This is a genomic window from Protofrankia coriariae (assembly GCF_001017755.1).
In the GTDB taxonomy this organism is placed as follows: Bacteria; Actinomycetota; Actinomycetes; order Frankiales; family Frankiaceae; genus Protofrankia; species Protofrankia coriariae.
This window is the reverse complement of the sequence record NZ_JWIO01000015.1, coordinates 19,471-31,019: the sequence shown is the minus strand read 5'-3', so window position 1 is coordinate 31,019 and position 11,549 is coordinate 19,471. Positions and strand designations below refer to the sequence as shown.

General features: G+C 72.5%; 8 protein-coding genes. 4 read left to right on the top strand and 4 right to left on the bottom strand.

The annotated features are described in order from the left end of the window. Positions 1-954, bottom strand: a 954-nt coding sequence (locus FrCorBMG51_RS11450) for a M56 family metallopeptidase (RefSeq protein WP_235433496.1), incomplete at its 3' end; no start/stop codon positions are given. A gap of 82 nt (positions 955-1,036) precedes the next feature. Then, positions 1,037-1,648, bottom strand: a complete 612-nt coding sequence (locus FrCorBMG51_RS11445; protein WP_076844055.1) for a BlaI/MecI/CopY family transcriptional regulator — start codon at positions 1,646-1,648, stop codon at positions 1,037-1,039. Positions 1,649-1,853: 205 nt separating this feature from the next. Here FrCorBMG51_RS11445 and FrCorBMG51_RS11440 point away from each other — a divergent pair, with 205 nt between their 5' ends. The 4 genes from FrCorBMG51_RS11440 to FrCorBMG51_RS11420 all read left to right on the top strand — a co-directional run bounded on the left by FrCorBMG51_RS11440 (position 1,854) and on the right by FrCorBMG51_RS11420 (position 7,441). Next, positions 1,854-3,413, top strand: coding sequence for a cytochrome ubiquinol oxidase subunit I (locus FrCorBMG51_RS11440; RefSeq protein ID WP_047223065.1), 1,560 nt, complete (start codon positions 1,854-1,856; stop codon positions 3,411-3,413). After that, positions 3,410-4,417 carry a cytochrome d ubiquinol oxidase subunit II gene (locus FrCorBMG51_RS11435; protein ID WP_047223064.1) on the top strand — a complete coding sequence of 336 codons (1,008 nt, stop codon included), beginning with the start codon at positions 3,410-3,412 and terminating at the stop codon, positions 4,415-4,417. Before FrCorBMG51_RS11440 ends, FrCorBMG51_RS11435 begins: the two co-directional genes overlap by 4 nt. A gap of 377 nt (positions 4,418-4,794) precedes the next feature. Continuing rightward, the gene (locus FrCorBMG51_RS11425; RefSeq protein WP_047223062.1) at positions 4,795-5,556 is read left to right on the top strand and encodes a CPBP family intramembrane glutamic endopeptidase; all 762 of its coding nucleotides are present in this window, start codon (positions 4,795-4,797) and stop codon (positions 5,554-5,556) included. Positions 5,557-5,776: 220 nt separating this feature from the next. Continuing rightward, positions 5,777-7,441: a CYTH and CHAD domain-containing protein gene (locus tag FrCorBMG51_RS11420; RefSeq protein ID WP_047223117.1), complete on the top strand. Its 1,665-nt coding sequence runs from the start codon at positions 5,777-5,779 to the stop codon at positions 7,439-7,441. Positions 7,442-7,582: 141 nt separating this feature from the next. Here FrCorBMG51_RS11420 and FrCorBMG51_RS11415 read toward each other — a convergent pair whose 3' ends face one another. Together FrCorBMG51_RS11415 and FrCorBMG51_RS11410 are read right to left on the bottom strand one after the other, a co-directional pair. After that, positions 7,583-8,680, bottom strand: coding sequence for a helix-turn-helix transcriptional regulator (locus FrCorBMG51_RS11415; RefSeq protein ID WP_052914582.1), 1,098 nt, complete (start codon positions 8,678-8,680; stop codon positions 7,583-7,585). Positions 8,681-8,806: 126 nt separating this feature from the next. Beyond that, positions 8,807-9,784 carry an aldo/keto reductase gene (locus tag FrCorBMG51_RS11410; protein WP_047223061.1) on the bottom strand — a complete coding sequence of 326 codons (978 nt, stop codon included), beginning with the start codon at positions 9,782-9,784 and terminating at the stop codon, positions 8,807-8,809. Positions 9,785-11,549: the final 1,765 nt, after the last annotated feature.

The following is an 11,549-nucleotide window of genomic DNA, read 5'->3' as shown; positions in this document are numbered from 1 at the left end:
TCGGGCTCGCAGGCCCCTGCCGTAGCCGCTCGCCCGCGATGAGCGGATCGCCCTGCCATGGGAGATGCCGGTGATGCCGACCGCGCCGGCCGGTACCGGGGAGCGGGCCACCCCGAGCCGGGCCAGCGCCCGGGCCAGGGTCCGGCAGCTGGTGCGACGGGCGGCGGTGTCGTCGGCGAGCATCTCGACCAGCAGGGACACCGCGGCGGTCGCGTCGCGCGCGGGCGGGAGGAACGGGAAGGTCTGCTGCCAGGCCACGAAGGGCTGGATGACGAGGTCGTGCCGGCCGCGGGCGTGCGCCTCCTCGTGCTCGAGGACGGACTCCAACTCGTCCTGGGCGAGCGCGGCCAGCAGCCCCCTGGAGACGACGACCCGGGTGTGGCGGACGCCGGGCAGGCAGTAGGCGACCGCGACCGGATGGTCCAGGACACGCAGCCGTCCGCGCCGATGGATCTCCCCGGCGCAGGCGGGCAGCCCGTCCGGCGGCTGGCATCCGCCGCCCCCGGCGTCCCCCGGCCGGGCGGCTGAGGACGCCGCTGTCGCGTCGTGCTCGCCGTGGTCCTGGCCAGCGAGGTCGACCAGGTGGCGGTGGTGGCGACGATGCCGCAGGGTCTGCGCGGTGGACAGGGCGAGGACGCCGAACAGTCGGGCGGCCAGCGCGGACGCCACCCCGAGCCCGATCACGTTGATCCAGCCGAGCCCGGCGAGGGGGTCGCCGGCGGCCACATGACCGGCGTGGTCGAGCACGCCCAGCGGCAGGTCGGTGGAAAGCGGCGCGAACGTGAACGCGATCACCGCGAGCAGCGCCGACACTCCGCCGGCAAGCCCGATCGCCTGCCACAGCACGATCGCGGACCGCGGGCAGCGGGACGGCCAGTGCGCCCTGGCGAGCAGGCGGGGAACGGGCCATGCGAGCACACCTGCGAACAGAGCGAGGATGGCCGCGGTCGTCATAGCGGGTGAACAGTACCTCTGGCCGCAGACAGAGGTTCGGTTTGAGCGTGTGTCGTGTCCGTTACGGCGTCCGATACGAAGGTCACGAGGCGGTGGCCTCCGGGCTGGTGATCTCCGAGCTCGCGATCTCCGACACGGTGGCCGTGCGGCGGGTGCCCTCGGCGCCGGCGTGTTCTGGCATGTCGGAGCCCCCGCCTGCTTCCGTGTCGGTCGCCTCGCCGAGGGTGCCGATGGCGATGCCGGCGGCGGCGGTGGCGACGGCGGCGAGAGTGGTCGAGACAGGATCACCTGGGGCGAGGCCGGTCCCGGTGACGGTCGCGTCGTCGTGTTCGGGTGCGGCCTCCGGTGACGGGGCGAGGGCCCGGCGCAGGATCTCGGCTTCGGCCGGGGAGACGGAACCGACGAAGCGCACCAGCGCCGAGCCGCGGTCCTCGGTGGTGTCCAGGGCGGCGAGCATGGCCTCGGCGACGACGGCGTCCCGGCTGCTCGACGCCCGGTAGCGGTGCGCGCGTTCCGCGCGTTCCCGCTGGACGAAGCCCTTGCGCTCGAGGCGCTCGAGCACCGTGAGGACCGTGGTGTAGGCGAGGTCGCGTTCGTGGTCGAGCTGGGCAGCCACATCACGCGCGGTCAGCCAGACGTCGACGTCCCACAGCACGTCCATGACTGACCGCTCAAGGTCACCAAGGCGCGCCATGTATCTCACTGTACGACGCGCCACGAAATTCTGTGCCCCCATCGCCCCATCGGGAGTCCGGCTGTGACCTTGTGGCCGACGGCGGATGCTGCCGGCGGACGTCCCGTATTCTACAAAGCGTAGAAGTTCGACAGAGCGTAGAAGATCTCCCGTTCGCGTGGGCTCCGGGTGGGCGCCGTGGGGCGGGAGGCAGGAGGGATCACGCATGATCCTCGCCGCGTCCACGGATCTTGCTCGTGGCCAGACCGCGTTCTCGCTGGCCTTCCACATCTGTTTCGCGGTCTTCGGGGTGGGCCTGCCCTGGCTGCTGCTGTACACCGAACGCCGCTGGATCCGCACGGGCGATCCGGTCTGGCTCGCCCTCACCCGCAGGTGGGCGCGGGCGTTCGCCGTGCTGTTCGCGGTCGGCGCGGTGTCGGGGACGGTGCTGTCCTTCGAGTTCGGCCTGCTGTGGCCGGCGTTCATGGCCCGTTACGGAGGCGCGCTCGGCCTGTCGTTCACGCTCGAGGGCTTCGCGTTCTTCATCGAGGCGATCTTCATCGGCCTGTACCTCTACGGCTGGAAGCGGCTGTCCCCACGGGCCCACTGGCTGACGATGTTCCCGATCGCCATCGCGGGCACCCTGTCCACCCTGTTCATCATCACCGCGAACGCGTGGATGAACGTTCCGCGCGGCGTGCGGGAGGTCGGCGGGCGGGTCGTCAGCGCGGAGCCGCTCGCGCCCTTCCTCTCCCCGGCCACCCCGGCACAGGTGATCCACATGCTGCTCGCGGCGCTGATGTGCACCGGCGGTGCCGTCGCCGGCGTATACGCGGTCGGGATGCTGCGCGGACGCCGGGACGCCTACCACCGCCGCGGCCTGCGGGTCGGCCTGGTCACGGTGCTCGCCTGCGCCCCGCTCCAGGCGGTCGTCGGCGACTGGGCGGCGCGCGTGGTCGCGGCCCAGCAGCCGCTGAAGCTGGCCGCGATGGAAGCCCTGTACCAGACACGGTCATACGCACCGCTGACCCTCGGCGGCATCTACGACGACGCCACTGGCGAGGTCCGGCACGGCATCGAGATCCCCGACCTGCTGTCGTTGATGACCGGCTGGAGCCGTGACCACGTGGTGACGGGACTCGCGGCCGTCCCACCGGAGCAGCGCCCGAACGCCCTGCTCGTCCACCTCGCCTTCGACACGATGGTGGCCCTCGGGACGGCGCTCGTCGGGCTGGCCGTGGCCGTGGCGGTGGTGGCGGCGCGCCGTCGACGGCGTGGCGTCCGCCCGACGCTCCCGACCGGCCGGGGCTGGCTGCTGGCGGCGAGCGCCACCGGGCCGGCATCCATGATCGCGATGTTGGCCGGCTGGGAGGTGACCGAAGGTGGCCGGCAGCCCTGGATCGTCTACGGCCGCATGCTGGTGACGGACGCGGTGACCCACAGCCCCGGCCTCGGCTGGGCCTTCGGCGGCACGCTCCTGCTCTATCTGGGGCTCGCAACGGCGCTGGTACTCATCCTGCGGCGGATGGCCGCCGGCGGACCCACCTACGAGGCCACGCCCGAGAGCACGTCCGCGACCACGTCTGAGAGCACGTCCGAGGCGGCGGGTGCCGTCACGGCCGATGCGCTCCCGGCCGATGTCTCAGCGGCTGACGGGCCGCCGGCTGGCAGGCCGCTGGCTGGCAGCACGCCGGACGGCGGCGTCGCGGCGGATGCCGTACCGGAGGCCGGGAGGGGCGAGGCCGTCCCGGCGGAACCCGCGCGATCGGCCGGGGCGAAGCGATGACCGCCGCGGACGCCCTGCTGCTGGTCATGGTCGGCGGGCTGACGGCATACGCGCTGCTCGGCGGCGCCGACTTCGGCGCCGGCGTGTGGGACCTGTTCGCCCACGGACGGCACGCCGCCGAGCAGCGGGCACTGATCTCCTCCGCCCTCGGACCGGTGTGGGAGGCCAACCACGTCTGGCTGATCTTCGTGATCGTGGCGATGTTCTCTGGGTTCCCGGAGGCGTTCGGCGTGCTCGGCAGCACGTTGGAGCTGCCCATGGCGCTGGCGCTCGTCGGCATCGTGCTGCGGGGCAGCGCCTACGTCTACCGTGCCTACGGCGCCGGGGCGGCCGGCCCCGACCACTGGTGGGGGCGGGTGTTCGCGGCCGCGTCCACGGTCACGCCGTTCATGCTGGGCGTGTGCGGCGCGGCCATGGCCAGCGGGGTCGGCCGCCGCGATGCCGCGGCCGCCCCGTTCACCAGCGCGTTCGGGCTGCTGGCCGGCGCCTTCGCGGTCGCCGCGACCGCTTTTCTCGCCGCCGTCTACCTGTGCCGGGACGCGTCCCGGCGACCGGGGAGCGAGCATCTGGTGGCCGGTTTCCGGCGCCGGGCGCTCGGTGGCGCGATGGTCGCGGGGGCGCTCGCGGCCGCGTTGCTGCCGTTGCTGTGGCGGGACGCGCCGGTGGTCGCGCAGCGGTTCCCCACCCGTGGCGTCCCGTTCGTGACCGTGTCGGTGTGCGGTGGGGTGGGCGCGCTGGTCCTGGTCTGGCGGCGGCACTACACCGCGGCGCGGCTGGCGGCGGGTCTTGCGGTGGCCGGGGTGCTGTGGGGCTGGGCCGTCGCCCAGTACCCGGACCTGGTGGTCGGGCAGGTCGCCGTCGCCGCGGCCGCGGCACCCGCGCAGAACCTGCGGGCCATGCTGATCGCGATCGGCTGCGGGGTGGCTGTCCTGCTACCGGCGTTGCTCCTGCTGTTCAGGGTGTTCGCCGACCCGGAGCCTACCGGCGGCGAGCCGCGTCACTGACGCCGTCCCGCCGTTCAGCTGCCGTTCCGCCGGCGCTGGCTCGCGCCGGCCCGCACCGGGCGTATGTGTACACAACGCCCGGTGCGGGCGCGGACCGGTGCGTGGGCTGCCGGCCCGGTCGGCCGATTCGCTCGGGCCGTTACGTTCGCCAGGTGAGGCTAACTGGCGACGGGCGGGCAGCGGCGCGAACCGACACCGGCACACGCACCGGCGACACCGCCGGGGCGGCCCCGGGAGGGCGACCGCGGCACGAACCGGCCGGGAAGCTTGGTCACGCTGCGCAACCAGACAGCAGTCCCAGAGGCCCTGGCGGCTTCAGCGGTGACGGCGGTGACGAGCGCGGCAGCGACCACGGAGGCGACCATGGCGCCGGTCGCGTGCGTTCCCGGCGGCTGCTCACTCACGAGGTGTGGCTGGTGCTGGGCGTCTCGCTGGGGGCGTCCGGACTGTGGGCACTCGTCCGTTACATCGGCGATCTGACCGCCCCCGGGCCGGTCCGCCAGCAGGTCGCCGAGCTGAACTCGTCGGCGGCGCCAGGGCGCCCGTGGCTCGACCTGGCCCTGCAGCTGACCGGGATCGCCACCGCGATCGTCCCCGCCTTCCTGGCACTGCACCTGCTCGTCCGGGACGGTGGAGGGCTGGCCTCGATCGGCCTCGGCCGCGGCCGCGGTGGGCTGGTCCGCGACGCCCGTTTCGGGGCCGGGCTTGCCGCGGTCGTCGGCGGTGGCGGGCTCGGGCTGTACCTGCTCGCCTGGCACTCGGGCGCGAACCTGACGGTGGTCCCCACCAGCCTGCCGGACGTGTGGTGGCGTATCCCCGTCCTGGTGCTGTCCGCGGTGCAGAACGCGGTGCTCGAAGAGGTCGTCGTGGTCGGCTACCTGCTGACGCGACTGCGTCAGCTTGGCTGGGATGAGCGTGCCGCGCTGGCGGCGAGCGCGGTGTTGCGCGGTTTGTACCACCTGTACCAGGGGCTTGGCGGTTTCGCCGGAAATCTGGTTATGGGCCTGCTGTTCGGGTGGATCTATCAACGTCGGGGACGGGTCGGCCCGCTCGTGGTGGCGCACGCTCTGATCGACATTGTGGCTTTTGTTGGTTATGTCGTCATGGCCGGCAGGGTCTCCTGGCTGCCCACATCGTGATCGCTGTTCGGGAAACCGCCAGACTGTCATACGTTTAACATGGGATGAACAACAGTCAACGGTGGTCTCGCCGCGGCATGTCGGACGCGGTCAATGCTGTCCCGGATGGTCGTGCTGTGCCGGGCCGGCTGGCCGCCCCAGTCGCGTCGGATTGTCCGGATGCGGCCGTGGCAGGAACGCAGACGGCGATCGCATCACGCGAATATAACGGAGGGTGACCGTGGGCGGCGGGCTTAGAGAAATAGAGCGCAAGTTTGCCGTCGATCCGGGTTTCGTGCTGCCCGCCCTGGAACAGTTGCCGGGTGTGGCCGCGGTCAGCGAACCGGAACGGGCGACCCTGGAGGCCGTCTACTACGACTCCGACGATTTCCGACTGGCCCAGAACAAGATCACACTACGGCGCCGGACGGGCGGGCACGACGAAGGATGGCATCTCAAGCTGCCGTTGCGTGCCGGCGAACGGGAGGAGATCCAGCGTCCGCTCGGCGCGGCAGACACCCCGGCGGACGAGCTGACGCCACCGGACGACCTCGTTGATCTGGTACGCGTCCATCTTCGTGACGCACCGTTGCGACCGGTGGCCCGGCTGGTGACCGACCGTACTTCCATCCGGCTCCGGGACGCCGCCGGCGCCGACCGGGCCGAAGTGGTCGACGACCAGGTCAGCGCCTGGACCCTCGGCGCGGCGGCCAACCGGGAACAGGGGGAACAGGGGGACCCGTCGACGGGGGCGCAGCCGGCAGCAGGATCGGAAGGACCGGCGGCTGAAGGGCAGCGGCAGCTGTGGCACGAGATCGAGATCGAACACGTCGGCACCGGTGATGACACCAGCCTGTTGGACGAGGTCGGCGTGCTGCTCACGGCCTCGGGCGCGTCGGTGTCCCCGGACGCGTCCAAGCTCTCCCGGGTGCTCGGCCCGGCGCTGGCGCGACAGCCCCGCTCCGAGGCGCTGCCCTCGCCCGGCAAGCTGCGGCCGCGCTCCCCGGCGGGCGAGGTGGTCGGGGCCTACCTGGCCGCCCAGGTCCAGGCGCTGCTCGCCGCCGACCCGCACGTCCGTCTCGACGTCCCGGACGCCGTCCACAAGATGCGGGTGGCCACCCGCCGGTTCCGCAGCACGCTGCGTACGTTCGCGCTCCTGTTCGACGACGCGCGCGCGGCCCACCTGGACGGGGAACTGCGTGACCTGGCCGGCGCGCTGTCCGCCGCCCGCGACGCCGAGGTGATGGTCGAGTACTTCGACGGACGGGTGGCGTCGCTGCCGGCCGAGCTGGTACACGGCCCCGTCGCCGAAACGATCGACAGCCAGCTGCTCGCCGGGCAGGAGCAGGCGCGCGCCGAGGCGCTGACGATGCTGCGCAGCGAGCGTTACCTGACCCTGGTCACGGACCTGAAGGACCTGGTCCGCGGGCTGCTGGAGACGTCCGCCACACAGCCGGGAGGACTTGCCGCGCAGCCCGCCAGGGTCGTCCTGCCGAAGCTGGTCGGACGCGCCGACAACCGGCTGACCCGCAAGGTCAACGCGGCCCTGGCCACCCCGCCCGGCCACGAACGCGACATCCAGCTGCACAGCGCCCGCAAGCAGGCGAAGCGGCTGCGGTACGCGGCCGAGACGGCCGGCGCGGTCTTCGGGCCCGACGCGGCGGCGTTCGCCAGGCTTGCCGAGCAGATCCAGGAACTGCTCGGCACCCACCAGGACGCCACGATCGCCCAGGGGCAGCTGCGGCAGTGGGGGACGTCGGCGGTTCAGGCGGGCGAGCCGACCGCCTTCACCCTCGGACTCCTGCTGGGCCTGGAGGAGCTCCGGGCCCGCACCGCGGAACGGGACTTCATCGACTTCTGGCCCGAGGCGTCCCGCCGGCGTCACCGCCGCTGGCTGCAGGTGTGATCAGCGTCGCCGGGCCCGCGCCGGGCCCGGCGGATCCCCGGCTGTGCGGACCGGAGCCCGGTCGGTCGGCGTCCGTGCCCGGCGCCGGTGGCCATCCGTCACCAGGCCCGTCGCCAGGCGCGGCCTACTGGCCGTAGTGGCCTACTGGTCGTAGAAGCCGCGCGCCCGGTCGTTGCCGACCCAGCGGGCGGGCAGTTCGATGAGCTGCCGGATCCTGGTCCGGTCGGTGTGGCTGACCGGGGTCTGCAGCAGGATGCCGGAATCCGGGTCGTCCATCGGCCGGAACAGGGACAGCACCAGCCTGATCTCACCGACAGTGGCAGTGTTGACGGTTACCGTCCGGGTGGTGAACTCGCGCGCCGACTGGCTTTCCCACCACGGCCTCAGCTCGGCCCGTTCCGCTTCGAGCAGCGTGAATATCTCCCGGATGCGCTCGTCGTCACGCTCGTCACCGGACTGGTCGTGGAACTGGCCATGGAACTGCGCGAGCAGATCCTTCGTCACGCTCTCCCACTCGTGCAGGGTGGTCGCGAGCAGGCGGCTGGTGATCAGCAGGTAGACGAGATTGCGCCGTCGTTCGTCGAGCAGGCCTGGATCCGTCCACAATGCCGCGTAGGCGTCGTTCCAGCCGATGATGTCGAACCTGTGGTCCAGCAGCAGCGCCGGGGACGTCAGCCAGCTTTCCAGGACGGGACGCAGCAGGCGGGTGACGGTTCGCGTCTGCGGTGGCTGCGGTGGCTGCGGTGGCCGCTGCGGCCGCAGTGACTGCTGCGGCTGCTGTGGTTGTCGCGGGGACGTCCGCGCGGGCGAGCCCACCAGCGCCAGGGCGTGCCGCCGGGCGTCGGCGTCCAGCCGCAGCGTCCGCGCGACCGCCTCGACGACCTCTTCGGACGCCTGGACCCGCCCCTGCTCGAGCCAGGTGTACCAGACGGGCTGCAGGCCGGACGCCACCGCCACCTGCTCCCGCGGCAGGCCGGGCACCCGCTCGCGGTGGGCCTGGAGGAACCTGCCGAGCTCCCGCTGCCGCGCCCCTTGCCGGGCCTCCTGCCGGACGTCGCTGTCCGTCGCGGCCTCCGAGGCCAGGAGCATCTCGCCGGGAATCACCTCGCCGGGAATCACCTCACCGGGGGGCGCCTCACCCGGGGTTGCCTCGGCGGGGGTCACCTCGCCCGGGATCATGCTGCCCGGGATCGTGTTGCCGGAGGTCGCGTCGCCGGGGGCCGCGCTGTCCGGGGTCATCGTGGCGGAGGGCTCGGTCGGCGTGGCCGTTGACTGCGGGAGGGCACCTGTTCATGGTGACTTCATTGAGATCATCCAGTATCGACATCGGGCTCACTGCGATCTGAACCTCGCCGGCGCTGCCCGTCACCACATCGGCCGGGACGGCCCCGAGCCGACGCCGAGGCGGTCGATGCCCAGCTCGATGTCGTCGAGATCGTCCGCGGTCAGGGTGAGGGTGGCGGCCGCGATCCAACCGTCGACCTGGGACGGGCGGCGCGCTCCGACGATGGCGCCGGTCACCCCGTCGAAGGCGAGGGTCCAGGCGACGGCGACCGCGGCGACGCTGACCTGATGCCGCTTTGCCACGCCGCGCAGCACGTCGGCGAGGGCCAGGTTGCGATGCAGCGACTCACCGGTGAAGTCAGGTGACCGGCGCCGCCAGTCGTCGGCCGGCAGGGTGGCCGAACGCTGGGCGGACCAGGAGCCGGTGAGGAGGCCCGCCTGCATCGGGCTGTAGACGATGACGCCGATGTCGTGCTTGGCGCAGTACGGCAGGATCTCCGCGGCGGTCTCCCGCCTGATCGCGGAGAACGGTGGCTGCAGGGTCTCCACGCCACCCACCGGCGCGACGCGCTCGAGCAGGTCGACGCCGAAGTTGGACACGCCCACCGAGCGGATCTTCCCGGCTGTGCGCAGCTCGTGCAGTGTCGCGACGGCGTCCTCGGCCGGTGTGCCGTCCCGCGGCGGCCAGTGCAGTTGGTAGAGGTCGATCCGCTCGACACCGAGCCGGCGCAGGGACGCGTCGACCTCCCGCCGGATCGAGTCGGCGGCGCCCACCTGGGCGAAGGCGCCACCGCCGGGCGCCGAACCGTCCCAGATCAGCCCACACTTGGTGAACACGTACGGACGGTCCGCCTCGGCGATGCCCGCCAGGGCGCGGGCCACGATCTCCTCGGAGTGCCCGAGGCCGTACCCGGCCGCGGTGTCGATCCAGTTCACCCCGGAGGCGACCGCGTGCCGGATGGCGGCCACGGACTCCTCGTCGTCCTGGGCGCCCCATCCGAAGGCGTAGCCGGTGCCTCCGACCGCCCAGGCCCCGAAGCCGACCCGGGTGATGTTCATGCCGGTCGTGCCGAACGGTGTCGTAGGAAACGGTGTCGTAGGAAGGGTCACTGTCACTGCCTACCCCCATGCGAGATCGGGACTCAGGGCGACCGACCTCACCAACCGTCATCGCTGGCCGGCTGATGCCACCATCCGGCCGATAACGCCACCCGGTTGGGAGGTGCCACCCGATGTTCGGTGGCTGACTGTGTTGTTCCGGCGACTGACTATGGACTTTGAACGCCTGCGCGCGAACGCCTGCACAAGCATGAAAGCATCCGGGGAGGCGGCCGTCGTGCTCTTGATGGTGTCATGATTATCCAGTTGACATGCGTTCTACTTACTGAGAGTGAGATTCGCATGTGCGGTCCTGGAGGAAGATCACTCGGGGTCGTCCTGGAGATCGAACCTAGAGATCAGGGAAGAGCGGCACATCGATCAGGAGCGGGCCGGTCGGCTCGGTCGCTCTCGTCGCCGGGTCGGTGCCCGCGGCCGTGTTCGCCTCGGCGGTCAGCGCGTCGGCGTCCGCCTCGGCGACCGGCAGGTTACGGCGTTCCAGCAGCTCCCGGACGCGGACGTGGTGGACGACCGGGGTCACGGCGGTGATGTGCCGGATCAGCGTGGTGAAGAACTGCGGCGCGGCCACGTCCGCGGGCACGACGTCGTGGCGCACCCGCACCCCCGACGGCGCGAGCGCCGGGCCGGCNGCGAGCGCCGGGCCGGCGGCCGGGCCGTCGGCGATGTCGTCCCACTCGACGAGGACGAGGGCCGTCGCGGTGTAGCCGCCGCTGTCGGCACCCACGCCCACGCCGCCCGGCACGCCCGCGCCCGCGCGCAGCTTGCGGATCATGTCGATGGTCCGTTCGAACGCGTCCGGTTCGGTGTCGAGGATCGTCGAGCGCTGCACGAACAGGAAGCCGACCGCAGCCAGCGGGTAGCGTCCCCGCAGGTTCCCGGCGTCCCCGTAGGCCTCCTCGAAACGGTTCGGCAGGTTCTTCCCGAACGACGAGACCTGCGCCTTCGTGCTGATCAGAAGCTCGGGGCCGCGCTCCCAGCGGGAGATCACGACGTCGACCTGCTTGTCGTAGGCGCGCCCGAGGATCACCGCGTCTGCCGGTGTCACCGCCGGCATCGCGCCCACCCGGGCGCGCACCTCGTCGGCCAGCGCCTTCGGCAGCTTGTCGAGCAGCACGGCCACGTCACGCGGCAGCACCCTCGGCTGGCTGGCCCTCGGCCAGACCTCGTCGGCACCGAACCCGGCGCGGCGCAGCTCGTGGGCGATCCAGGCGTCGATCCCCTTGGCGAACGCGCCGCTCTCGGACGCCTCGCCGCCGCGCACCGGCTGGGTCAGCAGCTCACCGAGCAGGCCGTAGTCGGGTGCGTAGCACGGTCGCGCGCCAGCGGTGTGCCGCCACGGATCCGTCGGGGGATGACGGGCGAGCACCGGCTCGTAGGCGACGAGCTTGTCCGGGCGGCGGCTCACGCGGGGCCGCCACCCGAGCGTTCCGGGTCCGGACGTGGCGCATCCGCACGGCCCGGGTCCGGGCGTTGCGGGGCGGCGCGTTGCGGGTCCGGGTGGCTCGGGTCCGCGCGGCGGCTCGGGCCCGCACGGCCCGCGCGGGCATGGCGGCGAGACCACAGGGCGTGACGGGCGGCCACGATCTGTTCGATGGCAGCGGGGCCCAGCCCGGCCCCGCCGACGAGCAGCACCTCGTCCACGCCCGCCACCGCGTCGGTGAGCCGTCCCGCGGCCAGCGCGCGCAGCACGCCGCGGCGGGCCGCG

Bases quoted from the DNA above. Each gene is read 5' to 3' on its own strand.
- FrCorBMG51_RS11440 (WP_047223065.1), top strand. From the start codon at position 1,854: ATGATCCTCGCCGCGTCCACGGATCTTGCTCGTGGCCAGACCGCGTTC.
- FrCorBMG51_RS11415 (WP_052914582.1), bottom strand. From the start codon at position 8,680: ATGACCCCGGACAGCGCGGCCCCCGGCGACGCGACCTCCGGCAACACG.
- FrCorBMG51_RS11410 (WP_047223061.1), bottom strand. From the start codon at position 9,784: ATGAACATCACCCGGGTCGGCTTCGGGGCCTGGGCGGTCGGAGGCACC.
- FrCorBMG51_RS11435 (WP_047223064.1), top strand. From the start codon at position 3,410: ATGACCGCCGCGGACGCCCTGCTGCTGGTCATGGTCGGCGGGCTGACG.
- FrCorBMG51_RS11445 (WP_076844055.1), bottom strand. From the start codon at position 1,648: ATGGCGCGCCTTGGTGACCTTGAGCGGTCAGTCATGGACGTGCTGTGG.